21 protein-coding genes and 1 riboswitch are annotated in these 23,923 nt (G+C 69.1%); of the genes, 10 read left to right on the top strand and 11 right to left on the bottom strand.

Translation table 11 applies throughout. The features are described 5' to 3' along the window. Nucleotides 1-79: 79 nt before the first annotated feature. The 4 genes from SSP29_RS02995 to SSP29_RS02980 all read left to right on the top strand — a co-directional run bounded on the left by SSP29_RS02995 (nucleotide 80) and on the right by SSP29_RS02980 (nucleotide 4,632). A complete protein-coding gene (locus SSP29_RS02995) occupies nucleotides 80-1,060 on the top strand; it encodes a hypothetical protein (RefSeq protein WP_089099781.1) in 981 nt (326 codons plus the stop codon). Nucleotides 1,061-1,215: 155 nt separating this feature from the next. Next, a complete protein-coding gene (def, locus tag SSP29_RS02990) occupies nucleotides 1,216-1,866 on the top strand; it encodes a peptide deformylase (protein WP_089098859.1) in 651 nt (216 codons plus the stop codon). Nucleotides 1,867-2,170: 304 nt separating this feature from the next. Beyond that, nucleotides 2,171-3,256 carry an epi-isozizaene synthase gene (cyc1, locus tag SSP29_RS02985; protein ID WP_089099780.1) on the top strand — a complete coding sequence of 362 codons (1,086 nt, stop codon included), beginning with the start codon at nucleotides 2,171-2,173 and terminating at the stop codon, nucleotides 3,254-3,256. Continuing rightward, nucleotides 3,253-4,632, top strand: a complete 1,380-nt coding sequence (locus SSP29_RS02980) for a bifunctional albaflavenone monooxygenase/terpene synthase (RefSeq protein ID WP_089098858.1) — start codon at nucleotides 3,253-3,255, stop codon at nucleotides 4,630-4,632. Before cyc1 ends, SSP29_RS02980 begins: the two co-directional genes overlap by 4 nt. Nucleotides 4,633-4,671: 39 nt before the next feature. On the opposite strand, the gene SSP29_RS02975 is transcribed toward SSP29_RS02980, so the two are convergent. Beyond that, entirely contained in the window at nucleotides 4,672-5,637 is a 966-nt protein-coding gene (locus SSP29_RS02975; RefSeq protein WP_089098857.1) for a helix-turn-helix domain-containing protein, read from the bottom strand. A gap of 84 nt (nucleotides 5,638-5,721) precedes the next feature. Here SSP29_RS02975 and SSP29_RS02970 point away from each other — a divergent pair, with 84 nt between their 5' ends. Next, nucleotides 5,722-5,991, top strand: coding sequence for a hypothetical protein (locus tag SSP29_RS02970; protein ID WP_089098856.1), 270 nt, complete (start codon nucleotides 5,722-5,724; stop codon nucleotides 5,989-5,991). Here SSP29_RS02970 and SSP29_RS02965 read toward each other — a convergent pair. From SSP29_RS02965 to SSP29_RS02940, 6 genes are all read right to left on the bottom strand, one after another. After that, nucleotides 5,904-6,917 (bottom strand): ribonucleotide-diphosphate reductase subunit beta, encoded by a 1,014-nt coding sequence (locus SSP29_RS02965; protein ID WP_089098855.1) that lies wholly within the window; start codon nucleotides 6,915-6,917, stop codon nucleotides 5,904-5,906. The genes SSP29_RS02970 and SSP29_RS02965 overlap by 88 nt on opposite strands. Then, a complete protein-coding gene (locus tag SSP29_RS02960) occupies nucleotides 6,917-9,295 on the bottom strand; it encodes a ribonucleoside-diphosphate reductase subunit alpha (protein WP_089098854.1) in 2,379 nt (792 codons plus the stop codon). The genes SSP29_RS02965 and SSP29_RS02960 overlap by 1 nt, the downstream gene beginning before the upstream one ends. Nucleotides 9,296-9,420: 125 nt before the next feature. Beyond that, nucleotides 9,421-9,545: riboswitch (cobalamin riboswitch) on the bottom strand. A 52-nt stretch (nucleotides 9,546-9,597) separates the two neighbouring features. Next, nucleotides 9,598-10,104, bottom strand: coding sequence for a GNAT family N-acetyltransferase (locus tag SSP29_RS02955; RefSeq protein WP_089098853.1), 507 nt, complete (start codon nucleotides 10,102-10,104; stop codon nucleotides 9,598-9,600). A 121-nt stretch (nucleotides 10,105-10,225) separates the two neighbouring features. Next, nucleotides 10,226-11,830, bottom strand: coding sequence for a monocarboxylate uptake permease MctP (gene mctP, locus SSP29_RS02950; RefSeq protein WP_089098852.1), 1,605 nt, complete (start codon nucleotides 11,828-11,830; stop codon nucleotides 10,226-10,228). Next, nucleotides 11,827-12,102 (bottom strand): DUF3311 domain-containing protein, encoded by a 276-nt coding sequence (locus SSP29_RS02945; RefSeq protein WP_150133444.1) that lies wholly within the window; start codon nucleotides 12,100-12,102, stop codon nucleotides 11,827-11,829. The genes mctP and SSP29_RS02945 overlap by 4 nt, the downstream gene beginning before the upstream one ends. Before the next feature lie 444 nt (nucleotides 12,103-12,546). Then, on the bottom strand, nucleotides 12,547-13,311 hold the full coding sequence (locus SSP29_RS02940; RefSeq protein ID WP_089098851.1) for a GntR family transcriptional regulator: 765 nt from the start codon (nucleotides 13,309-13,311) through the stop codon (nucleotides 12,547-12,549). Nucleotides 13,312-13,670: 359 nt separating this feature from the next. Here SSP29_RS02940 and SSP29_RS02935 point away from each other — a divergent pair, with 359 nt between their 5' ends. The 4 genes from SSP29_RS02935 to SSP29_RS02920 all read left to right on the top strand — a co-directional run bounded on the left by SSP29_RS02935 (nucleotide 13,671) and on the right by SSP29_RS02920 (nucleotide 18,497). Continuing rightward, on the top strand, nucleotides 13,671-14,957 hold the full coding sequence (locus SSP29_RS02935) for an extracellular solute-binding protein (RefSeq protein WP_089098850.1): 1,287 nt from the start codon (nucleotides 13,671-13,673) through the stop codon (nucleotides 14,955-14,957). Between the two features lie 226 nt (nucleotides 14,958-15,183). Next, a complete protein-coding gene (locus SSP29_RS02930) occupies nucleotides 15,184-16,158 on the top strand; it encodes a carbohydrate ABC transporter permease (protein ID WP_089098849.1) in 975 nt (324 codons plus the stop codon). Beyond that, nucleotides 16,155-16,997, top strand: coding sequence for a carbohydrate ABC transporter permease (locus SSP29_RS02925; RefSeq protein WP_089098848.1), 843 nt, complete (start codon nucleotides 16,155-16,157; stop codon nucleotides 16,995-16,997). Before SSP29_RS02930 ends, SSP29_RS02925 begins: the two co-directional genes overlap by 4 nt. Before the next feature lie 9 nt (nucleotides 16,998-17,006). Next, complete coding sequence (locus SSP29_RS02920; RefSeq protein WP_089098847.1) at nucleotides 17,007-18,497, top strand: glycoside hydrolase family 3 protein; 1,491 nt, start codon at nucleotides 17,007-17,009, stop codon at nucleotides 18,495-18,497. Nucleotides 18,498-18,534: 37 nt separating this feature from the next. Here the strand turns inward: SSP29_RS02920 and SSP29_RS02915 are convergent, their stop codons facing one another. Continuing rightward, nucleotides 18,535-19,071, bottom strand: a complete 537-nt coding sequence (locus SSP29_RS02915) for a GNAT family N-acetyltransferase (RefSeq protein ID WP_089098846.1) — start codon at nucleotides 19,069-19,071, stop codon at nucleotides 18,535-18,537. A 118-nt stretch (nucleotides 19,072-19,189) separates the two neighbouring features. After that, nucleotides 19,190-19,975, bottom strand: coding sequence for a glucosamine-6-phosphate deaminase (gene nagB, locus SSP29_RS02910; RefSeq protein WP_089098845.1), 786 nt, complete (start codon nucleotides 19,973-19,975; stop codon nucleotides 19,190-19,192). Nucleotides 19,976-20,612: 637 nt separating this feature from the next. Between nagB and SSP29_RS02905 the strand changes: the two genes are divergently transcribed. Further along, the gene (locus tag SSP29_RS02905; RefSeq protein WP_089098844.1) at nucleotides 20,613-22,088 is read left to right on the top strand and encodes a sensor histidine kinase; all 1,476 of its coding nucleotides are present in this window, start codon (nucleotides 20,613-20,615) and stop codon (nucleotides 22,086-22,088) included. Nucleotides 22,089-22,296: 208 nt separating this feature from the next. On the opposite strand, the gene SSP29_RS02900 is transcribed toward SSP29_RS02905, so the two are convergent. Both SSP29_RS02900 and SSP29_RS02895 read right to left on the bottom strand, forming a co-directional pair. Continuing rightward, nucleotides 22,297-22,554: a WhiB family transcriptional regulator gene (locus SSP29_RS02900; protein WP_010353616.1), complete on the bottom strand. Its 258-nt coding sequence runs from the start codon at nucleotides 22,552-22,554 to the stop codon at nucleotides 22,297-22,299. Nucleotides 22,555-22,874: 320 nt separating this feature from the next. Next, on the bottom strand, nucleotides 22,875-23,843 hold the full coding sequence (locus SSP29_RS02895) for a diacylglycerol/lipid kinase family protein (RefSeq protein WP_089098843.1): 969 nt from the start codon (nucleotides 23,841-23,843) through the stop codon (nucleotides 22,875-22,877). Between the last annotated feature and the right edge of the window lie 80 nt (nucleotides 23,844-23,923).

Raw genomic sequence — 23,923 nt, 5'->3', positions numbered from 1 at the left:
GTTGGATGCGAAGGAGAGGGTGATGTCCGGGGGCACAAGCCAGCCCACTGTGCGGAAATGGAACTGGCAGGCGGGAATCGTGAGGATCTTCGGCAAGGGACGGCACCGGCCCTCCGCCTCCTGGCGGCAGGCCACCGACCGCGCGTTCACGCTGATCGGCGACGGCCGGTACGAGGACGCGGGCGAGCTGCTGACGCGCGCAGCCGACCTGGAACCCTGGCTGTCGGAGTCCTGGTTCAACCTCGCCCTGCTGCACAAGTTCCGGCACGACTGGGAGCAGGCGCGGGCGGCCGGGCTGCGGGCGGTGGCCCTGCTCGACCGGGAGACCGGGGCACCCGACTGGTGGAACGTGGGCATCGCGGCGACCGCGCTGCAGGACTGGCCGCTGGCCCGGCGGGCCTGGCAGGCGTACGGGCTGCGGGTGCCGGGAGGCGCCACCGCGTCCGGTGAGCCGGACGGCATGGACCTGGGCAGTGCCGCCGTACGGCTGTCCCCGGAAGGGGAGGCCGAGGTGGTGTGGGGGCGGCGGCTGGACCCCGCCCGTATCGAGGTGCAGTCCATTCCGCTGCCCTCGTCGGGGCGGCGCTGGGGCGAGGTGGTCCTCCACGACGGGGTGCCGCACGGCGAGCGGACCACGGCGACCGGGCACGCGTACCCCGTCTTCGACGAGATCGAGCTGTGGGCGCCGTCGCCGGTGCCGACCTGGGTGGTGCTGCTGGAGGCGGCGACCGAGTCGGACCGGGACGCGCTGGAGCAGCTGGCGGGGGATGCCGGGTTCGCGGCGGAGGACTGGTCCTCCTCGGTGCGGCTGCTGTGCCGGATGTGCTCGGAGTCGCGGATGCCGTCCGACGAGGGGGACGGGGTGCACCTCGATCCCCACGACCACAGTGAGCCGGGGCATCCGGGGCCGCTGGGGCACCGGACGGACGGGCAGCTGTGGGTGCCGGAGCGGGAGTGCGGGGTGGCTGCGCCGGCTGCGCTGGTGAGGGGGTTGCTGGACGGGTGGGTTGCGGACAGCCCTGACTCCCGGGACTGGCGGGATTTGGAAGAGGTCTGTTGAGCGTCGCTCGTCGGGTGCGGGCCGGTGGGGGCTGGTCGCGCCCACGCGGCGGCAGCCGCATATCGGATACAGTCCCGCGCCCCTGACGGGGCGCATCCACGTACCCTGTATCAGCAACATCTCCCCTGTTTTACCTAGGAAGGCTTACGTCGGTCATGGCCCAGCAGGACACCGATCAGCAGCACGCGGGCGTGCTCCCCGTGGATGACGAGGGCTTCGTCGTCGACACCGAGGGGACCGAGGAGCGCGAGAACGCCTGGCGTGAGCGGGGGACCTCGCGGCCCATCACCGTCGTCGGGAACCCGGTGCTGCACAAGGAGTGCAAGGACGTCACCGAGTTCGGGGCGGAGCTGGACCAGCTCGTCGCCGACATGTTCGCGAGTCAGCGGACCGCCGAGGGCGTCGGCCTCGCCGCCAACCAGATCGGCGTCGACCTGAAGGTCTTCGTCTACGACTGCCAGGACGACGCGGGCGCCCGGCACGTGGGTGTCGTCTGCAACCCGAAGCTGGTCGACCTGCCGGCGGACAAGCGGCGGCTGGACGACAGCAACGAAGGGTGCCTGTCGGTGCCCACCGCCTACGCCCCGCTCGCCCGGCCCGACTACGCCGAGGTCACCGGGCAGGACGAGAAGGGCAACCCGATCAAGGTGCGCGGCACCGGCTACTTCGCTCGGTGTTTGCAGCACGAGACCGACCACCTGTACGGCTACCTGTACATCGACCGGCTCTCCAAGCGCGAGCGCAAGGACGCGCTGCGGCAGATGGCCGAGAACGAGCCACGCTACCCCGTGGTCGCCAACGACTGATACGCAGGGAACGCTGCAGGACAGCTGTGACGCCTGGTCGGGAACCCTCCGACCAGGCGTTCGTCATGTTCGATCGGACTCGCTCGTCTGTGCGTCGCACATTCGATCCTTTGTGCACCCCTAACGATCCTTAATCAGTCACACAAGGGGAGATTCTCGGCACTGTGGGGTAGTGAGTGAAGCAAATCCGTTCCCAGAGCGGTCAGTTGTGGTGCTGAATGGGGACTGCGGGGATACGCAACGGCGCACGCCCGGCACAGCGGGAGGGGCGTGCGCACCTGGCTCGGCTGAGAGGGGTTTGTTCGTGCATGCTTTCCCACACAGCACCACATCGACGCCGACGGCGGTCGCGGTTCCACCGCAACTCGCCCTCCCGGTGATCGAGGCCGAGTTTCCCCGGCAACTGCATCCGTATTGGCCGCAGCTACAGGAGAAGACCCGCCTCTGGCTGCTGGAAAAGCGGCTGATGCCGGCCGGCAAGGTACAGGAATATGCCGACGGCCTTTGCTACACAGACCTGATGGCGGGGTACTACCTGGGGGCGTCCGACGAGGTCATCCAGGCGATATGCGACTACAGCGCCTGGTTCTTCGTCTGGGACGACCGGCACGACCGTGACGTCGTGCACGGCAGGCCGGCCGACTGGCGGCGGCTGCGGTTCCGGCTGCACGCGGCCCTCGATGCGCCCCTGCACCACCTGCACCACCCGGACACCCTGGTCGCGGGGTTCGCGGACAGCGTCGCGCGGCTGTACTCGTTCCTGCCGGTGACCTGGAACCAGCGCTTCGCCCGGCACTTCCACGCGGTGGTCGAGGCCTACGACCGCGAGTTCCGCAACCGTAGGTCGGGATACGTTCCCAGGGTCGAGGAATACCTGGCCCTGCGGCGCCTCACCTTCGCCCACTGGATATGGACGGACCTGCTGGAGCCGAGTGCCGGGACCGAACTCCCGGACGCCGTGCGGAAAAACCCGGCGTACCGCCGGCCGGCGCTGCTCAGTCAGGAATTCGCCGCCTGGTACAACGACTTGTGCTCGCTGCCGAAGGAAATAGCGGGCGACGAGGTGCACAATCTCGGAATCAGTCTTGTCACCCATGAGGGAATGAGTCTGGAACAGGCGGTCGAGGAAGTAAGGCGACGCGTCGAGGGATGCATTCGCGAATTCCTGGTCGCCGAGCGGACCGCACTGCGGTTCGCCGACCGGCTCGACGACGGCACCGTGCGCGGAAAAGAACTCGGCGCCGCCGTCACGGCCTGTGTCGGCAATATGCGGAACTGGTTCAGTTCCGTCTACTGGTTCCACCACGAATCCGGCCGTTACATGGTCGACAGCTGGGACGACCGGTCCACGCCCCCGTACGTCAACAACGAAGCGGCAGGTGAGAAATGACCGTCGAGTCCGTGAACCCCGCGACCGCGGAGGCTTCCGAACACAGTCAACTGCGCGAACCGCCCCTCGCCGGCGGCGGTGTGCCGGTCCTCGGGCACGGCTGGCGGCTGGTCCGCGACCCGCTCGCCTTCATGTCCCGACTCCGTGCCCACGGCGACATGGTGCGCCTCAGGCTCGGCCCCAAGGAGGTGTACGCCGTCACCACCCCGGAGCTCACCGGCGCCCTCGCCCTGAACCCCGACTTCGTCATCGCCGGCCCGCTGTGGGAGTCCCTGGAGGGGCTGCTCGGCAAGGAGGGCGTGGCCACCGCCAACGGCCCCCGCCACCGGCGCCAGCGCCGCACCATCCAGCCCGCGTTCAACCTCTCCGCGATCCCGGACTACGGGCCGGTCATGGAGGAGGAGGCGCACGCGCTGACCGAACGCTGGCAGCCCGGCTCCACCGTCGACTGCACCTCGGAGTCCTTCCGGGTCGCCGTCCGCATCGCCGCCCGCTGCCTGCTGCGCGGCGAGTACATGGACGAGCGCGCGGAGCGGCTCAGCGTCGACCTCGCGAGCGTCTTCCGCGGTATGTACCGGCGGATGGTCGTACCGCTCGGCCCGCTGTACCGGCTGCCGTTGCCGGCCAACCGCGAATTCAACCGGGCGCTGGCCGATTTGCATCTCCTCGTCGACGAGATCGTCGCCGAGCGCCGGGCATCTGGTCAAAAGCCGGACGATTTGCTGACGGCATTGCTCGCGGCGAAGGACGAGAATGGCGAGCCCATCGGGGAACAGGAGATCCACGACCAGGTGGTCGCGATACTCACCCCCGGCAGCGAAACAGTCGCCTCCACGATCATGTGGCTGCTCCAGGTGCTCGCCGAACACCCGGAACACGCCGAGAAGGTACGGACCGAGGTCGAATCGGTGACGGGCGGTCAACCGGTTGGTTTTGAGCACGTTCGCCGGCTCACGCACACCAACAATGTCGTCGTCGAGGCGATGCGTTTGCGGCCCGCCGTATGGATATTGACGCGGCGCGCCAAGGCGGACACCGAGCTCGGCGGGTATCGCATTCCGGCCGGGGCCGACATCGTCTACAGCCCCTACGCCATCCAGCGCGACCCGGACTCCTACGCCGGGCACCTCGACTTCGACCCGGACCGCTGGCTGCCGGAGCGGGCCAAGGACGTACCCAAGTACGCCATGAGCCCCTTCAGCGTCGGCAACCGCAAGTGCCCCAGCGACCACTTCTCCATGACCCAGCTCAGCCTGATCACAGCGGCCCTGTGCGCCAAGTACCGCTTCGAACAGGTCGCCGGGTCGAACGACACCACCCGGGTGGGCATCACCCTGCGCCCGCACCGGCTGCTGCTCGCACCCGTGCCCTGGTGACCTGCCGACCGGCGGGTCACGCCTGATACCGGCGCGCGCTCAGGCGGCCTCAGGGCCCCGGAACGCGCGCCGGTAGGCGTTCGGCGTCGTACCCAGCGACCTCACGAACTGGTGCCGCAGCGCGGCCGCCGTCCCGAAGCCGGTCCGGCCAGCGATGGCGTCCATCGTCTCGTCCGTCCCCTCCAGCAACTCCTGTGCCAGCAGCACCCGTTGCCGCAGGATCCAGCGGTACGGGGTGGTGCCGGTCTCCTGCTGGAAGCGGCGGGCGAAGGTGCGCGGGGCCATCAGGGCGCGGGCGGCCAGCTGCTCGACGGTGACCTCCTCGTCGAGGTGCTCCGTCATCCAGGCCAGCACCCCGCCGACCGTGTCGCAGGGGCCCTCCGGCAGCGGACGCTCGATGTACTGGGCCTGGCCGCCGTCCCGGTGCGGGGGCACCACCATCCGCCGGGCGATCTTCGTCGCCACCTCCGGGCCCTGCTCCTTGCGCACGATGTGCAGACAGGCGTCGATACCGGCCGAGGTGCCCGCCGAGGTGATCACCGGATCCTCGTCGACGTACAGCACGTCCGGCTCGACCCGGGTCCGCGGGAAGCGGCGGGCCAGCAGGTCCGCGTGCCGCCAGTGCGCGGCGCACCGGCGCCCGTCCAGCAGCCCGGCCGCGCCGAGCACGAAGACGCCGGAGCAGACGCTGAGCACCCTGGCCCCCCGGTCCACCGCCCGGCGAAGGGCGGCGAGCAACTCAGGGGGATACTCCCGGGCGACGTTGGCGTCCGAGGCCGGCACCGCGATCAGATCGGCCTCGTCGAGGCGGTCCAGGCCGTACGGCGTGGAGACGGTGAGGCCCGGCACATGGGTGCCGAGCGCCGGCCCCTCCGCCGAGACCACCGCGAAGTCGTACACCGGCAGCCCCTCGTCGGAGCGGTCGAGGCCGAAGACCTCGCAGACCACTCCGAGCTCGAAGGGGTGCACACCGTCGAGAAGCACTGTGGCCACGTTCTTCAGCATGCTGCCAGTGTGCCTCGCCCCTGGCAGTAATTCGAGGGTGTGTGGCAGTGCTGCCACTCACGGTAAGGAGTATCCGGCCTGAGACTGGTGTCCATGAACGGAAACCAGATCGAAGGTCTCATCGGAATGGTCCTGGTCCTCGGCATCCTGGTCCTCATGGCCCTCCCGTCCGTGCTCGGCGTCCTGCGCGACAGGCGCATCGACCGGCAGATCAGGGAGGCCCATGAGGACCGCGGGGAGCGGGATACCCCGAAGGCTCAGCAGGCTCAGAAGTCCTCGTCCAGGTCGACGGTGCCCTCCACCGCCACCTGGTACGCGGACGGGCGCCGCTCGAAGAAGTTCGTCAGCTCCTGAACGCCCTGCAGCTCCATGAAGGAGAACGGGTTCTCCGAGCCGTAGACCGGGGCGAAGCCCAGGCGGCCCAGCCGCTGGTCGGCGACGCACTCCAGGTACTGGCGCATCGAGTCGGTGTTCATGCCCGGCAGGCCGTCACCGCACAGGTCCCGGCCGAACTGCAGCTCCGCCTCCACGGCCTCCCGCAGCATGTCGGTGACCTGCTGCCGGAGCTCGTCGTCGAAGAGCTCCGGCTCCTCCTTGCGGACGGTGTCCACGACGTCGAACGCGAAGCTCATGTGCATCGTCTCGTCACGGAACACCCAGTTGGTGCCGGTGGCGAGACCGTGCAGCAGACCCCGGCTGCGGAACCAGTAGACGTACGCGAAGGCGCCGTAGAAGAACAGGCCCTCGATGCACGCGGCGAAGCAGATCAGGTTGAGCAGGAAGCGGCGGCGGTCGGCCTTGGACTCCAGGCGGTCCAGGTTGTCCACCGAGTCCATCCACTTGAAGCAGAACTCGGCCTTCTCGCGGATGGAGGCGATGTTCTCCACGGCGGCGAACGCGGCGGCACGGTCGTCCGGGTCGGGGAGGTAGGTGTCCAGCAGCGTCAGATAGAACTGGACGTGCACGGCCTCCTCGAAGAGCTGGCGCGACAGGTACAGGCGCGCCTCCGGGGAGTTGATGTGCTTGTACAGCGTCAGCACCAGGTTGTTCGCCACGATCGAGTCGCCCGTCGCGAAGAAGGCGACCAGACGGCCGATCATGTGCTGCTCGGCGGGCGTGAGCTTCGCGAGGTCGGCCACGTCCGAGTGGAGGTCGACCTCCTCCACGGTCCAGGTGTTCTTGATGGCGTCCCGGTAGCGCTCGTAGAAGTCCGGGTAGCGCATGGGGCGGAGAGTCAGCTCGAAGCCGGGGTCGAGGAGATTCTGGTTACGGACGGACATTACTGGCAGGCCTCGCAGGACTCGGGGTTTTCCAGGGAGCAGGCGACGGCGTCCTCGGGAGCCGTCTGCTGCACGGGGACGGTGGCTCGGGCCGCGCGGGCGATCCGGGTCGCCGGGCGGGAGCGCAGGTAGTACGTCGTCTTCAGGCCCGACTTCCAGGCGTACGCGTACATCGAGGAGAGCTTGCCGATGGTCGGCGTCTCCAGGAAGAGGTTCAGGGACTGGGCCTGGTCCAGGTACGGGGTCCGGGCGGCGGCCATGTCGATCAGTCCGCGCTGCGGGATCTCCCACGCCGTGCGGTAGAGCCGTCGTACGTCCTGCGGGATCCACGCGAAGTCCTGCACCGAGCCGTTGGCCTCGCGCAGCGCCTCGCGGGTGCGGGCGTCCCAGACGCCGAGGTCCTTGAGGTCCTGCACCAGGTAGGAGTTGACCTGGAGGAACTCACCGGAGAGCGTCTCGCGCTTGAAGAGGTTCGAGACCTGCGGCTCGATGCACTCGTAGACACCGGCGATGGACGCGATGGTGGCCGTCGGCGCGATGGCGAGCAGCAGGCTGTTGCGCAGGCCGGTCGTGGCGATCCGCGCGCGCAGCGCCGCCCAGCGCTCCGGCCAGGTGAACTCGACGCCGTAGTGGTCGGGGTGCAGCACACCTTGCGCGGTACGGGTCTTCTCCCAGGCCGGCAGCGGGCCGCTGCGCTCGGCGAGGTCGGCCGAGGCCTCGTACGCGGCGAGCATGATCCGCTCGGCGATCCGGGTGGAGAGTGCCGTGGCCTCGGGGGAGTCGAAGGGCAGGCGCAGTCTGAAGAAGACGTCCTGGAGGCCCATCGCGCCCAGCCCGACCGGCCGCCACCTGGCGTTCGACCGGCCCGCCTGCTCGGTCGGGTAGAAGTTGATGTCGACGACCCGGTCGAGGAAGGTGACGGCGGTGCGGACGGTCTCGTCCAGCCGCTCCCAGTCGATGTCACCGCCCGCCGTGTCGACGAAGGCGCCGAGGTTGACCGAACCGAGGTTGCAGACCGCCGTCTCGCCGTCGTCCGTGACCTCCAGGATCTCCGTGCAGAGGTTGGAGGAGTGGATGACGTGACCGGGCAGGGCCGTCTGGTTCGCGGTGCGGTTGGCCGCGTCCTTGAAGGTCATCCAGCCGTTGCCGGTCTGCGCGAGGGCACGCATCATCCGGCCGTACAGGTCACGGGCCGGGATGGTCCTGCGCGCGAGGCCCTTGTCCTCCGCCGCCCGGTAGGCCGCGTCGAACTCGGCGCCCCACAGGTCCACCAGCTCCGGCACGTCGGCGGGGGAGAACAGGGACCACGGCTCGTCGGCGTTCACCCGGCGCATGAACTCGTCCGGAACCCAGTGCGCGAGGTTCAGGTTGTGCGTACGCCGGGCGTCCTCGCCGGTGTTGTCGCGCAGCTCCAGGAACTCCTCGATGTCGGAGTGCCAGGTCTCCAGGTAGACCGCGGCCGCGCCCTTGCGCCGGCCGCCCTGGTTCACGGCGGCGACCGAGGCGTCCAGCGTCTTCAGGAACGGCACGATGCCGTTGGAGTGCCCGTTGGTGCCGCGGATCAGCGAACCCCGGCTGCGGATCCGGGAGTACGAGAGGCCGATGCCGCCGGCGTGCTTCGAGAGCCGGGCGACCTGGTGGTAGCGGTCGTAGATGGAGTCCAGCTCGTCCTTCGGGGAGTCGAGGAGGTAGCAGGACGACATCTGGGGGTGCCGGGTGCCGGAGTTGAAGAGGGTGGGGGAGGACGGGAGGTAGTCGAGGCGGCTCATCAGGCCGTAGAGCGCGGCGACTTCGTCCAGGGCGCGGGCGGTGTCTCCCCCAGAGGGGGCACCCCCATCCGCCAGGCCGGCGGCGACCCGGAGCATGAAGTGCTGGGGGGTCTCGATGACCTTGCGGGTGATCGGGTGCCGGAGCAGGTACCGGCTGTGCAGGGTGCGCAGGCCGAAGTAGCCGAAGCGGTCGTCGGCGCCGGGGTCGACGAGGGCGTCGAGGCGGGCCGCGTGCAGCCGTACGAACTCGGCGGTCCGGTCGGCGATGAGCCCCTCCCGGTGCCCCACGGCGACGGACTCGGTGAAGGACGTCACGCCCTGCGAGGCGGCCTCGGCACGGACGGAGACCGTCAGCAGCCGGGCGGCGAGCCTGGAGTAGGCGGGGTCCTCGGAGATGAGACCGGCGGCGGCCTCGGTGGCCAGCTCGCGCAACTCCGCCTCGTCGGCCCGGGCGGACCGGCCGCGCAGCGCGGCGGCGGCGACCCGGCCGGGTTCGGCGTCGGGGAGGTCGGCGGTCAGCTCGGCCAGGGTCCGCAGCAGCGCGGTACCGGGACCGTCCTCTTCCACAGAGATGGTCGCTGAGGCCGGGTCGGCTGGCGCGATGGTCACGTGGGGCTCTCCCTCGCTGGGCTCGGGGCCTGGCGGAGGGCAGGGGGCAGCACGAGCGCACGTGGGCACGCGTCGAGACCCTGGCCCACTCCACGAGGCCCGGACGTCAGAACGCCCTCGCCGGGTGGCTGGGCGTGCTGTCGGCAGGTCCTCGGACTGACTCCTGTGCACGAACATGCACAAGTACACCGTTGCGGGACAGTTCCGGATTCGCACCGGATTCCCCTGCGGCGACAGCGAGCATGAGCATACATCTAGTGCCGGGTTGTCACGTCACCCCCAGATGTTGTGTCGCGGTGGTGTCAGAGCGTCAACTGATAGGTGAGGAGAGTGAGGTCGTCCAGGTGCGGCACGGGATTCCAGTCCCGCTCCGGTGTGCGGACGAAGCCCAGGCGTTCGTAGATGCGGTGGGCGGTGTGCATGCTTCGCTGGGTCGACAGGACAACGGCCGTGCAGCCCTCGGTGGCCCGTGCGCGGTCGACGCAGGCACGGACGAGGGCCTCGCCGGCGCCCTGGCCGCGGGCGGCCCGGCCGACGGCGAGCATGCGGATCTCGGCCTCCGCGGGGGCGGCGAGGTCGGCCATCGGGCCGGGGCCCGGGACGAAGGTGACACCGCCGAGGAGGGTGGTGCCGCGAACGGCGACGAGAACGCCGGCCGCGGCTGCCCGCTTTGCCACGTCCTTGAGTTCGGTGAGATATGAGTCGCTCTCACCGAAGTCCAGGAGGCCGTCCTGGAGGTAGGCCTGGGCGGTTGTCTCGCCGAGGGCGTCGTATTCGGCCGGGCGCACTTCCCGGATGACGAAGTCCATGCGGGTGAGTGTGTACGACAGCGGGCCGCCGAGGGTGGGATTTCCCGGTGGCCCGCTGCGGGTTGTGGGTGGTTGCTCGCGCCCATGCGGCGGAGCCGCACATCGATACAGCCCCGCGCCCCTAAAGGGGCGCGACAGCCGGAGGCAGTTCCACTTCCACTTCCGGGTCGCCCGCGTCCGCCGTGTAGTCCTCGGGGCTGGTCTGGTCGATGCCCTCGGGGGCCTTCAGCGCCTTCAGGGCGAAGGTCAGGACCACCGTGACCACCACGTTCAGCACGAACGCCGTCAGGCCGATGTAGCCGATCTCGCCGATGCCGGGGATCTCCTTCGAGGAGCCGCCGAAGTGCTTCTGGGTGGGAGAGGCCACGCCGTACGCGGCGGCCGTGCCGTAGACCATGCCGACCGCCCAGCCCGCCAGCAGGGCCCAGCGGTGGAACCAGCGGGTGAACAGGCCGCCCACCAGGGACGGGAAGGTCTGCAGGATCCAGATGCCGCCCAGCAGCTGGAAGTTGATGGCGACCGTCTTGTCCATGGTGAGGACGAAGACCAGCGCGCCGACCTTCACCAGCAGGGACACCAGCTTGGAGACCTGGGCCTCCTGTTTCGGCGTGGCGTCCGGCTTGATGAAGTCCCGGTAGATGTTGCGGGTGAAGAGGTTCGCGGCCGCGATGGACATGATGGCCGCGGGGACCAGGGCGCCGATGCCGATCGCGGCGAAGGCGACGCCCGCGAACCAGTCCGGGAACATGTTCTCGAACAGCTGCGGGATGGCCAGCTGGCCGTTGGTGACCTTGACGCCGGCCGCGATGGCCATGAAGCCCAGCAGGGCGAGCAGGCCCAGCATCAGGGAGTACAGCGGCAGGATCGTGGTGTTGCGGCGGATCACGTCACGGCTCTTCGAGGAGAGCGTCGCGGTGATCGAGTGCGGGTACATGAAGAGGGCGAGCGCGGAGCCCAGCGCCAGGGTGGCGTACGTCCACTGGCCGGCCGGGGCCGGGACCAGGCCGCCCGCTCCCGCCGCCGTGAACTTGTCGCCCGCCTTGGCGAAGATGTCGTCGAAGCCGCCCAGTTTGATCGGGATGTAGATGATCGCCACCGCGATGACGATGTAGATCAGCGCGTCCTTCACGAACGCGATCAGGGCGGGGGCGCGCAGGCCGGAGGAGTAGGTGTAGGCCGCGAGCACGCCGAAGGCGATGAGGAGCGGGAGGTCCTTCAGGAACCAGTTGGTGCCGTCGCTGCCGCCGACGCCCATCACGTCGAGCACCGCCTGGATGCCCACGAGCTGCAGGGCGATGTATGGCATCGTTGCCAGGATGCCGGTCAGGGCGACGGCGAGCGAGAGGCCACGCGAGCCGAAGCGGCCGCGCACGAAGTCCGAGGTCGTCACGTAGCCGTGCTTGTGGGAGACCGACCACAGGCGGGGCAGGAACGTGAAGATCAGCGGGTAGACCAGGATCGTGTACGGCACCGCGAAGAAGCCGGCCGCTCCCGCCGCGTAGATCGCCGCCGGTACGGCGACGAAGGTGTAGGCCGTGTACAGGTCGCCGCCGAGCAGGAACCAGGTGATCCAGGTTCCGAACGACCGGCCGCCGAGGCCCCATTCGTCGAGGGAGTGCTCGTTCTCGGCCTTGCGCCAGCGCGCGGCCAGGAAGCCGATGGCCGTGACGGCCAGGAAGAAGAAGACGAAGACGCCGAGCGCGACGCCGTTCACACCGTCCTTCACTTCGCCGCACCCCCGTCCGTGCTCGTGGCGGCCTTGCGTGCGCGCTGGTCACGCTGCCACAGCTGGTAGGCGGTCATGGTGAGCGCGGTGGAGAGCAGCACCCACAGCATCTGGTACCAGTAGAAGAACGGGATCCCGATGAACACGGGGTCCGTCTTGGCGTACGAGCCCACCCACAGCATCGCCACGAAGGGCGCTATCAGGCAGAGGGCGATGGCGACGCGCACAGGCGTCATCACCGCCGCTTTGGTCACATCGGACGCATCTGACATCTCGCGGCTCCGTCCCCTCACTGACCGCACGGCGATCACCGTTGTTCACCTGTGTAATGCGCAGGCAATCATGGCGAACGCGTGAGGTCAGTGGAAGACCTCATCCGCATATCGGTATGTCGATTTGGTGGAGAAGCGTGATGAGCCGTCAGGAGGGACGGGATGTGAACGGCCTCAGTCCTGGGGCCTCTTGAGCCGCGCCACGCTGCGTTGTCCCGGGGGGTAACCCCCGGACCCCCAGCCGACCACACGCCCGGGTGGGCGTCAGTCCTGGGGCCGCTTGAGCCGCGCCACGCTGCGTTGTCCCGGGGGGTAACCCCCGGACCCCCAGCCGACCACACGCCCGGGTGGGCGTCAGTCCTGGGGCCGCTTGAGCCGCGCCACGCTGCGTTGTCCCGGGGGGTAACCCCCGGACCCCCAGCCGACCACACGCCCGGGTGGGCGTCAGTCCTGCGGCCTCTTGAGCCGCGCCACGAACTTGTAGCGGTCGCCGCGGTACACCGAGCGCACCCATTCCACCGGCTGGCCCTCGCGGTCCAGGGAGTGGCGGGAGAGCATCAGCATCGGCAGGCCCACGTCGGTGCCGAGCAGGCCGGCCTCGCGCGGGGTCGCGAGGGAGGTCTCGATGGTCTCCTCGGCCTCGGCGAGATGGACGTCGTACACCTCGGCGAGGGCGGTGTACAGGGACGTGTACTTGACGAGGGAGCGGCGCAGCGCCGGGAAGCGCTTCGCGCTGAGGTGCGTGGTCTCGATCGCCATCGGCTCGCCGTTCGCCATGCGCAACCGCTCGATGCGCAGCACCCGCCCGCCTGCCGTTATGTCGAGCAGGCCGGCGAGCCGGTCGTCGGCGGTGATGTAGCCGATGTCCAGCAGCTGCGAGGTCGGCTCCAGACCCTGGGCGCGCATGTCCTCGGTGTACGAGGTGAGCTGGAGCGCCTGGGAGACCTTGGGCTTGGCGACGAAGGTGCCCTTGCCCTGGATGCGCTCCAGGCGGCCCTCGACGACGAGTTCCTGCAGGGCCTGGCGGACGGTGGTGCGGGAGGTGTCGAACTCGGCGGCCAGGGTGCGCTCGGGCGGGACCGGGGTGCCGGGGGCCTGTGTCTCGGTCATTTCGAGCAGGTGCTTCTTCAGGCGGTAGTACTTGGGCACACGCGCGGTACGGACGGCTGTCCCGCTCTCGTTCTCCGCACTGCTGACGTCGGTGCTCATGCTCCGCCTTCCCGGCTACTGGTACTGCTCGCCACGTGGCACGGCAGCGTACCGGGGTTTCCGCTGCACGCTGCGTGATCCCTTCTGTATACCGTCGCAGGCCCTTCTGGTCTAGTCCATCGCTGGAGTGGTCTACCGGAATTGTCTCGTCCGCGCCTCGGGTTTTCGAGGGGTTCTTACTTAAAGGTTCCTGCATATGTAGGTCGCATAACGGCTGGTCGGAGCTCATTCGGCCACCCTTGACAGGCCTACTGGTCTGGGCCAAGCTTCCCGCACTGGTCTACACCATTGGTCCAGGTCCCGGCCCAACGCTCGTGCGGGGAGGCAGGGGGGTTTGTGGCATCCCTGAGGAGGGTGGCGTGAAGCGCAAGCTGATAGCCGCGATTGGTATCGCGGGCATGGTCTTCTCGGTCGCGGCGTGTGGCAGTGACAACAAGGACGACAACAAGGCCCAGGGGTCGGACGCCAAGGCGCTGACCGTCTGGCTCACGGTGGACGCGCAGAACAACTGGCCCGACCTGGTGAAGGCCGCCGACGCCGCCGTGCAGAAGAAGCACCCCGGCATCAAGATCAAGCACGAGTACTACGGCTGGCCCGACAAGAACACCAAGCTGGACGCCGTCCTCGCCACGGACAAGGCCCCCGACGTGGTCGAGATGGGCAACACCGAGATGCTCGGCTACATGGTCAAGGGCGCCTTCGCCCCCGTCGACGCCTCCCAGTTCACCAGCTCCGACCAGTGGCTCGACGGCCTCAAGGCCTCCGTCACCTACCAGGGCAAGACCTACGGTGTGCCGTACTACGCCGGTGGCCGCGTCGCCAACTGGCGCAAGGACATCGCCGCCTCGGCCGGCATCAAGACCACGCCGAAGACCTACACCGAGCTGACCGCCGACCTGGACAAGATCCAGAAGAAGGAAGGCGACAAGTTCAGCGCCTGGTACCAGCCCACCCGTGACTGGTACGCGGCCATGTCCTTCGTCTACGACGCCGGCGGCTCCATCGCCGTCGAGAACGGCGGCAAGTGGCAGGGCAACCTCTCCTCGCCGGAGTCCATCAAGGGCCTCAACGAGTTCAAGAGCGTCATCGACAAGTACATGCACGGTGACAAGACCAAGGACGAGTCCGACCGCTACATCGTCTACGGCCAGGGCAAGTCGGCCATGATCTTCGGTGCCGCCTGGGAGGGCGCGACCGCGGCCGACCCGAAGAACGACAAGACCGGCGGCAAGCTGAAGGACAACCTCGTCAACTTCGTGATGCCCGGCCCGTCCGGCAAGAACATGCCGGTCTTCCTGGGCGGCTCCGACCTCGCCATCCCGGTGAAGTCCAAGGCGCAGGCCGTCGCCGCCGAGTGGATCAACGCGTTCACCGGCCCCTCCGGCCAGAAGGGCCTGATGGCCAAGGGCAACCTGCCCAACAACAAGACCGACCTCGCCACGCTGAAGAACGACCCGGCGACGGCGGTGCCGGCCACCGCGGCCGAGTCCAACTGGTTCGTGCCGATGGCGCCGGGCTGGGGTCAGGTCGAGAAGGCCCAGGTGCTCCAGACGATGCTGCAGAACATCGGCACCGGCAAGGAGTCGGTCGAGGCGGCGGCCAAGGAGGCCGACGCGGCGATCGACAAGGTCATCAACACCCCGTAGTGGCCTGCGGTCGGGCCTGGCCGACGGGGGGCCGGGCCCGGCAGGTGGGTGATGTCAGAAGGTGCCGCGATGGGTTGGTGGGTTGGTGCCGGTTCGTTGTGGCTGGTCGCGCAGTTCCCCGCGCCCCTGACGGGGCGCGAGACGCGCCCCCTGACGGGGCGCAGGGCGTGTCCCCTGAAGGGGCGCGTTGCTGCGGGCCTCTCTCGATCTGTTTGAGGAGCGCACGATGAGTGCCGTTGATACGACCACACCCGCCAAGGTGCCGGCACCTCCACCGGACTCCCCGCAAAGACCTCGTGCGAACCGGCGCTCGGGCGGTCCCGCCGTCCCCTGGCTGCTGCTCGCCCCCTGCCTGCTGATCCTGGCGCTCGTCCTCGGCTATCCCCTCTACCGGCTGGTCACCCTCTCCTTCCAGGACTTCGGGCAGTCCCAGCTGTGGGGGTTCAAGCCGGCCGAGTGGACCGGGTTCGGGAACTTCTCCAAGGTGCTCGGCGACAGCGAGTTCTGGCAGGTCGTGCTGCGCACGATCGTCTTCGCGGCCGGCTGCGTCGTCTTCACCATGGTCGTCGGCATGCTCGTCGCCCTGCTGCTGCAGCGCGTCTCCGGCTGGGTGAAGACGCTGGTCAACATCGCGCTGGTGGCCAGCTGGGGCATGCCGGTCATCGTCGCCACCACGGTCTTCAAGTGGCTCTTCGACTCCGACTACGGCGTCCTCAACGCCGTGCTCAGCAAGCTCCCCGGGGTCGACATGGTCGGCCACAACTGGTTCGCCAGCGGGCCCGAGGGGCTCGCGGTGATCATGCTCCTGGTGGTCTGGGGAGCGATCCCCTTCGTGGTCATCACGCTCAGCGCCGGACTCACCCAGGTTCCGCAGGAACTGGAGGAGGCCGCCCGGCTCGACGGCGCCGGTCCCTGGGGCGTCTTCCGTTACGTCACGCTGCCCATCCTCAAGCCGGTCATCGTGATGCTCACGACCCTCTCGGTCATCTGGGACATGGGCGTCTTCCCGCAGGTCTTCGTGATGCGCGGCGGCCACCCCGAGGCCGAGTTCCAGCTGCTGACCACCTGGTCCTACGACCGCGCCTTCGTCGTCAACGACTACGGGCAGGGCTCCGCGATCGCCCTGCTCACCGTGCTCCTCCTGCTCGGCGTCGTCGCCGTGTACATGCGCCAGATGCTGAAGATCGGAGAGGTCGAATGAGCACCGTCGCCACCCCCGGCCGCAGGAAGGCGAAGGCCGGCTGGAACCTCCTCGGCCTCCTCGTCTTCGTCGTCGCGGGCTTCCCGGTCTACTGGATGCTGAACACGGCGTTCAAGCCCGCGAAGGACGCCATCGACCCGGACCCGAGCCTGCTGCCCACCGGCATCACCCTGTCCAACTTCAGCCGCGCCCTGGACATCGCCGACTTCTGGGGCCCGGTCGGCCGCAGCCTGATCGTGTCCCTCTCCGTCGTGGTGATCGGCATGGTCGTCGGACTGCTGGCCGCCCTGGCCATCTCCCGGTTCGCCTTCCGCGGCCGGAAGATCGTGATCGTCGGCATCCTCGCGGTCCAGATGATCCCGCTGGTCGCCATGATCATCCCGGTCTTCCTGCTCCTCAACGACCTGGACCAGTACGACAAGCTCAGCGGCCTGATCATCACCTACCTGACGTTCATCCTGCCCTTCACGGTGTGGACCCTGCGCGGCTTCATCGTCAACATCCCGAAGGAGCTGGAGGAGGCCGCCATGGTCGACGGCTGCTCCCGCACCGGCGCCTTCGTCCGGGTGGTCTTCCCGCTGCTCGCCCCCGGCCTCGTCGCCACCTCGGTCTACGGCTTCATCCAGGCCTGGAACGAGTACCTCTACGCCCTGATGCTGCTCAGCCAGGACCACCAGACGGCGACCGTCTGGCTGGCCAACTTCACCACGCAGCACGGCACCGAATACGCCCCGATGATGGCCGGCGCCACCATGCTCGCCGTGCCGATCGTCGCCCTGTTCCTCCTCGTCCAGCGGAAGATGGCCGCAGGCCTCACCGCGGGCGCCGTGAAGGGATAACCCCCTCCGATGACTACATACGCCAGCGGCACCGACACGCTCACCCGCGACGCGCTGACGGTCCTCCAGCCGGGCTTCACCGGCACCACCGCCCCCGACTGGCTGCTGCGCCGGCTCGGCGAAGGCCTCGCCTCCGTGGGCGTGTTCGGCCGCAACATCATCTCGGCCGAGCAACTCGGCGCACTCACCGCCCAGTTGCGTGCCGAGCGGGACGACGTCCTGGTCGCGATCGACGAGGAGGGCGGTGACGTCACCCGCCTTGAGGTGCGCACCGGTTCCTCCTTCCCCGGCAACAACGCCCTCGGCGCCGTCGACGACCCGGAGCTGACCCGGCAGGTCGCCCTCGAACTGGGCCGCCGCCTCGCCGCCTGCGGGGTCAACTTCAGCTGGGCCCCGGTCGCCGACGTGAACTCCAACTCCGCCAACCCGGTCATCGGCGTCCGCTCCTTCGGCGCCGACCAGGACCTGGTCGCCCGCCACACGGCGGCCTACGTCACCGGCCTCCAGGCGGCCGGGGTGGCGGCCTGCACCAAGCACTTCCCGGGCCACGGTGACACCGCCGTCGACTCCCACCTCGCCGTGCCCCGCATCGACGTGACCGCCGAGGTCCTGCACTCCCGCGAACTGGTGCCCTTCCGCGCCGCCATCGCGGCCGGCACCCGCGCCGTGATGAGCGCGCACATCCTGGTCCCCGCCCTGGACCCGTCCCGGCCCGGGACGCTGTCCCACCGCGTCCTCACCGAACTCCTCCGCGGGGAACTCGGCTACGACGGCCTGATCGTCACCGACGGCATGGAGATGCAGGCCATCGCCGGGACCTACGGCATCGAGCACGGCTGCGTCCTGGCGCTCGCCGCCGGAGCCGACGCGATCTGCGTGGGCGGCGGCCTCTCGGACGACGAGACGGTACGACGGCTGCGCGACGCCCTGGTCGCGGCGGTCCGCTCCGGCGAACTCCCCGAGGAACGCCTGGCGGATGCGGCGCAGCGGGTACGGGCACTGGCGGCCTGGACGGCCACGACGGAAGTGGCCGAGCCGGACCCGACCCTCACGGACATCGGTCTCGTCGCCGCCCGCCGCGCGCTTCATGTGACGCGCGTCGACCCGTACACGCCCCCGACCGAGCCGCTCTTCGTCGCCTCCCTCACCCCCGAGACCAACATCGCGGTGGGCACGGAGACCCCGTGGGGCGTGTCCGCCGAACTGACCCGTCTGCTGCCCGGCACCGAGACCGGCAGCTTCGCGGGCGAGGACGCGGGCCACGCGGCGATCGTGGCGGCGGGGGAGCGCCGTATCGTCGCGGTGGTGCGCGACGAACACCGGCACCCCTGGATGACCACGGCCCTGGACATCCTGCTCAAGGCCCGCCCCGACACGATCGTGGTGGAGATGGGCCTGCCCCAGGCCCCGCCCCGGGGCAACCTGCACATCGCGACACACGGCGCGGCGAGGGTCTGCGGCGTGGCGGCGGCCGAGGCCGTCGCGGGCGTGACCGCGTAGCGCAATTCACCGGGGTGCGGTCATCCGCCGGACGGTGTCACCGGGCCGATGACCGCACCCCGAACCACTGCTCGGCGCCGTACGCCTCGAATCGCTCCAGCTCGGTGAAGCCGAGCTTCGCCGCGAGGCGCATCGAGCGGACGTTGGCGGTCTGGGTGTAGAGCACCACCGGCTCACCGGGAAGCACACCGGAAAACCAGTCGAGTGCCGCCGCGCACGCCTCGCCGGCGTACCCGTGTCCCCACGCGTCCGGCAGGAACAGGTAGCCGAGGTGGGTCTCCCCGGCCTCCCGGCGGTGGACCGGAGTCCCGGGGTTCTGCGGGTCGAGCTGGACCGTGCCGATCGCCGCCCCGTCGAGCTCGACCACGAAGAAGCCGGGGCGCCGTCCGGGCACCTCGGGCACCGTGCGTTCGAGCTCTGCACGCGGTCGGGGGCCACCGAGGTAGGTGCCCACCTCCGGCGAGGCGCCCAGCTCGATGACCGCCGCCCGGTCCCGAGCCTCGGACCCCCGCAGCACGAGCCGCTCGGTCCTGATCGGGGCGGGCGGCCAGACGTCGGGCCCTAATACAGTCATGGCGGGCAACCTACCCGAGGCCCCCGCGCTCCCGCGCCCCAAAGGGGCGCGGGGAACTGCGCGAGCAACCCCCACACACGATCAGTCCGAATCGAACCGAACCCGGCAGACGAATCCGCTAAATCCCCTGCCACCCCGGCTTGTTGGAAAAGGTGTACCGGAAGTAGTCCGCGAACTTCAGCTTGGACGCGGCGCCCTCGTCGACGACCACCGTGGCATGCGGATGCAGCTGCAGCGCCGACGCCGGGCACACCGCGGCGACCGGCCCCTCCACCGTCGCCGCGACCGCGTCGGCCTTCCCCTCACCCGTGGCCAGCAGCACCAGGTGCCGCGCCTCCAGGATGGTCCCGATCCCCTGGGTGATGACGTGGTGCGGCACCTGCGCGATGTCCCCGTCGAAGAACCGCGCGTTGTCGACCCGGGTCTGCTCGGTCAGCGTCTTGATCCGGGTCCGCGAGGCCAGCGAGGAACACGGCTCGTTGAAGCCGATGTGCCCGTCGGTCCCGATCCCGAGCAACTGCAGGTCCACGCCGCCCGCCCGCGTCAGCTCCGCGTCGTAGGCCTTGCAGGCGGCCTGCACGTCCTCCGCCGCGCCGTCGGGGCCGAGGAACGCGCCCATCCCGATCCCGAGCGGCTCCAGCACCTCGCGCTGCAGCACCGACCGGTACGACTCCGGATGCTCGGCCGGCAGCCCCACGTACTCGTCGAGCTGGGCTATCCGCGCCCGCGAGGTGTCCACGGCACCGGCCCGGACCTTGGCGGTGAGCGCCTGGTAGATGGGCAGCGGGGTCGAGCCCGTGGCCACCCCGAGCAGCGCGTCCGGCTTCTGCCGGATCAGCTGGGCCATGGCCTCGGCGATCAGCTCGCCACCCGCGGCGGCGTCCGGAACGATGACAACTTCCACGCTGGGCCTGCCGTTCTGAAGAGGGCTGGAGGGTCTGGAACGTCTATGTGGTTTAGACCAATCCGATGGGACCAATCTAACAGAACCGGTCCCTGTCCCCGCGGGCCGGGCGCAGGGAAAGGGGACAAGTGCGAGGTTACGTGAATACGTCAGATGGGGTGAATTAAGGATAATTTCCGCGACTCGCCACGGCCTCCTCCTGGGGCCGAGGGAAATTGCCCTGACCAACCGCCCCCACGGCCCATCCCGGCGGGCTAGGCTGCGACCGCATCAACTGTGAACAGTCTCCAACGCATGGACACACACCGTGGTCTAGTCCACAATTGCGTACGAGGGCTGAACGAGTACGGCATCAGCCGTACGGCACAGTCACACTCTTCCGTCTTCCCCGCACAGGAAGGCGGACCGAGGAACCGGAGCTCTCTGCCCTGACTGCCCCGGATCCTCACCTTCGGCCGGTCGGGACCGCACACCCCGCGGCCGTTGCTGCTCCGGGCTGCGGTGCCGGGAGGGTTGAGGGTCCCTCCCAGGCGCCGCGGCCCGCGGGTGTTTCCGGGCCCGCCGTCTCGCCTGGCCCCGCTCTTCCTGGACCCGCTGTTTTTCGGCCATCCACATACCCCCAGGTACGCTCACAGACGTGCCCTCCATGAACGAACTGGTCCGCCAGCACACCGCCCTCGACGACTCCGACCTCGAGTGGCTCCATCTGCTGGTCTCGGAGTGGCAGCTGCTCTCCGACCTCTCCTTCGCCGACCTGGTCCTGTGGGTCCCCACCCGGGACGGCACCCGGTACGTCTCGGTGGCGCAGATGCGCCCCAACACCGGCCCCACCTCCTACCAGGACGACATGGTCGGCCATCTGGTCCCGCGCGGCCGCCGGCCCATGCTGGACATCGCCCATGACGAGGGCCGGATCGTCCGCGAGGGCGACCCGGAGTGGCGTGAAGAGGTCCCCGTACGGGTCGAGTCCATCCCGGTGCGGCGCGAGGGCCGGATCCTCGGGGTCATCGCGCGCAACACCAACCTGCTGACCGTGCGTACCCCGAGCCGCCTTGAGCTCACCTACCTCCAGAGCGCCTCAGACCTGGCGCAGATGATCGCCGCCGGATCGTTTCCCTTCCCGAACCAGCAGGTCGACATGGACGCCTCGCCGCGCGTCGGCGACGGTCTGATCCGGGTGGACGGCGACGGCATCGTCCAGTACGCCTCCCCGAACGCCCTCTCCGCCTACCACCGCCTCGGCCTCGCCGCCGACCTGCTCGGCCATCACCTCGGCCAGACGACCGCCGAACTCGCCCCGACCAAGGGTCCGGTGGACGAGGCGCTCGCCAAACTCGCCAGCGGCTGGGCGCCGCGCGAGTTCGAGATCGAGTCCGAGGACGGCGTCATCCAGTTCCGGGCGATCCCGCTCAAGCCCAAGGGCACCCGGATCGGTTCCCTGGTGCTGCTCCGGGACGTCACCGAACTGCGGCGCCGCGAGCGGGAGTTGATCACCAAGGACGCGACCATCCGGGAGATCCACCACCGGGTGAAGAACAACCTCCAGACGGTCGCCGCGCTGCTGCGGCTCCAGGCCCGGCGCATCGAGTCGGACCGCGGCCGGGAGGCCCTGGAGGAGGCCGTACGGCGGGTCGGCTCCATCGCCATCGTGCATGAGACGCTGTCTCAGAACCTGGATGAGCGGGTGGAGTTCGACGAGATCGCGGACCGGGTGCTCGCCATGGTCGCCGAGATCTCGCCGGGGAAGGTCACCGGCCGGCGCAGCGGCCGCTTCGGGATACTCGATGCGGAGGTCGCCACCCCGCTGTCGATGGTTCTCACCGAAATTCTGCAGAACGCCCTCGAACACGGCTTCCGCGAGGGCGACACCGGCACCGTCGAGGTCACGGCGGTCCGCGGCGGCACCACCAAGGAGGCCCGGCTCCTCGTCACCGTCCAGGACGACGGCGTCGGCCTGCCCGAGGGCTTCGACCCGCACCGCTCCGGCAACCTCGGCCTGCAGATCGTACGGACGCTGGTGGAGGGCGAGTTGGGCGGCACGTTCGACATGGTGCCGGCGCCGGAGCGGGGGACCCGGGTGATCCTGGACGTACCGGTGCGTCCGCAGAAATAGGCCCCCAGGATGGGGCCTTCTGGAACAGGCCTTCAGGATCAGGCCTTTCGGGCAGCAAAGAGCCCCGGACCTGGTGGGTCCGGGGCTGCTCGCTCGTTGCTGCTCGTACTAAGCGCATCGGGGGTACTGCGCGCTGCGGCTCGGGGGCGGGAGATGCGTACTCGCTGTACGCGCCGCCAAGCTCAGGCTGTCACCAGGGGTGGGACTGTCAGGCGGTGGCCTGACGGGCCCGGTTGCGGGCGGCACGGCGCTTCATCGCGCGACGCTCGTCCTCGCTGAGACCACCCCAGACGCCGGAGTCCTGGCCGGACTCAAGCGCCCACTGCAGACACTGATCCATAACGGGGCAGCGACGGCAGACGGCCTTGGCTTCCTCGATCTGCAGCAGCGCAGGACCGGTGTTGCCGATGGGGAAGAAGAGCTCGGGGTCTTCCTCGCGGCAAACGGCGTTGTGACGCCAGTCCATGGCTGCTACCTCTCCTTGGTATTACATGCACGTTGCTTGTGAATGTGAACGCTTTCACGAATCCCTCAACAAGTGAAGGGCCGACCGCCAGGTTCCCTGGCAGGGGTCCTGTGAGTTGAAGTGGGATTCCGGTGATCAGTGGAGGCCGGTCTTGCGGGCCGTCCCGATCGCCACGTAGAGCCTCGCAAACCTCAGCGACGGATACAACCCCTTCCGGAAAGTTTTTTTTGATTCCTCGGTGTCGACTGGGTCACAGCCGTACTTCCATGGGGTGGACCCTGGCCTAAACGTTCGAGTGAAAGGACTTTAGCCCGTTCCGCTCACACAATCACACGCAGTGCACTGCGTACGCCTGTGAACGTCACGCTCGTACGCAGTCCTAGGTGGTCGCCGTCCATCTGAAGGGGGAGGGGGACCTTCGAATGCAAGGTGAACTGGTCCAGGTCGTGCAGCGACACCGCATGCTTGCCGTGGGGTCCGCGCTCGGGGGACGAAGTGAGCAACTGCGTGCCATACCGGGCAACCGCGGCGGTCGACAGGCGGCTGAGGCCGAGTACGTCGATGCCTTTATCGAACGAGGCCTTAGGTGACGTGTACATCGGGCGATTGCCGAGATACGTCCAGGGCGAGGTGTTCGAGACTATCGCGACGACGAGATCGTTGATCGGGTCGGCGCCGGGCCGTTCGAGGGTGATCGTGCCGTGCCGCCGGTGCTGCTCGCCGAAGAACTGCCGGACCACCTGACGGACGTACAGCGCGTGCGTCGACTTCTTGCCGAGCTCGCGCTGCTGCTCGACCCGGCCGACCACGCCCGCGTCGAAGCCGAGTCCCGCGTTGAAGGTGAACCAGCGGGCCGGGACCGCTTCGTCCTCGGTGCCGGGTGTGCCGGCGGTCAGACCGAGGCCGACGAGGCGCTCGCGTTTCTCGCGCAGCGCGTCCAGCAGGTCGCCGGTGGCCTCGACCGGGTCGTTGGGCAGCCCCAGGGCGCGGGCGAAGACGTTGGTGGAGCCGCCGGGGACCACCGCGAGGCCGGGCAGCCGGTCCGGGTCGGGGCCGTTGTGGAGCAGGCCGTTGACCACCTCGTTGACCGTGCCGTCGCCGCCGAGCGCCACGACGAGGTCGATGTCGTCGCTCTCCGCCGCGAGCCGCGCCAGGTCGCGGGCGTGGCCGCGGTACTCGGTGGTGACCGCCTCCAGCTTCACTTCGCTCGCGAGCGCGTGGATGAGGACGTCGCGCCTACGTGCGCTTGTGGTGGTTGCCGCCGGGTTGACCACGAGAAGTGCACGCATGGATTGCAGCGTACCTACTGGAAAGTACCGGGCCCAGACCGAGTTAGGGATCCGGTAAGAGACAGGGGCGTGAGTCTCGA

Source organism: Streptomyces hyaluromycini (assembly GCF_002217755.1).
GTDB lineage: Bacteria > Actinomycetota > Actinomycetes > Streptomycetales > Streptomycetaceae > Streptomyces > Streptomyces hyaluromycini.
This window is presented reverse-complemented; position numbering and strand designations above follow the sequence as displayed.

Coding starts and splice junctions, on each gene's coding strand:
- def (WP_089098859.1), top strand. CDS start 1,216: ATGGCCCAGCAGGACACCGATCAGCAGCACGCGGGCGTGCTCCCCGTG.
- SSP29_RS02980 (WP_089098858.1), top strand. CDS start 3,253: ATGACCGTCGAGTCCGTGAACCCCGCGACCGCGGAGGCTTCCGAACAC.
- SSP29_RS02975 (WP_089098857.1), bottom strand. CDS start 5,637: ATGCTGAAGAACGTGGCCACAGTGCTTCTCGACGGTGTGCACCCCTTC.
- SSP29_RS02965 (WP_089098855.1), bottom strand. CDS start 6,917: ATGTCCGTCCGTAACCAGAATCTCCTCGACCCCGGCTTCGAGCTGACT.
- SSP29_RS02955 (WP_089098853.1), bottom strand. CDS start 10,104: ATGGACTTCGTCATCCGGGAAGTGCGCCCGGCCGAATACGACGCCCTC.
- SSP29_RS02945 (WP_150133444.1), bottom strand. CDS start 12,102: ATGTCAGATGCGTCCGATGTGACCAAAGCGGCGGTGATGACGCCTGTG.
- SSP29_RS02940 (WP_089098851.1), bottom strand. CDS start 13,311: ATGAGCACCGACGTCAGCAGTGCGGAGAACGAGAGCGGGACAGCCGTC.
- SSP29_RS02930 (WP_089098849.1), top strand. CDS start 15,184: ATGAGTGCCGTTGATACGACCACACCCGCCAAGGTGCCGGCACCTCCA.
- SSP29_RS02925 (WP_089098848.1), top strand. CDS start 16,155: ATGAGCACCGTCGCCACCCCCGGCCGCAGGAAGGCGAAGGCCGGCTGG.
- SSP29_RS02920 (WP_089098847.1), top strand. CDS start 17,007: ATGACTACATACGCCAGCGGCACCGACACGCTCACCCGCGACGCGCTG.
- SSP29_RS02915 (WP_089098846.1), bottom strand. CDS start 19,071: ATGACTGTATTAGGGCCCGACGTCTGGCCGCCCGCCCCGATCAGGACC.
- SSP29_RS02900 (WP_010353616.1), bottom strand. CDS start 22,554: ATGGACTGGCGTCACAACGCCGTTTGCCGCGAGGAAGACCCCGAGCTC.
- SSP29_RS02895 (WP_089098843.1), bottom strand. CDS start 23,843: ATGCGTGCACTTCTCGTGGTCAACCCGGCGGCAACCACCACAAGCGCA.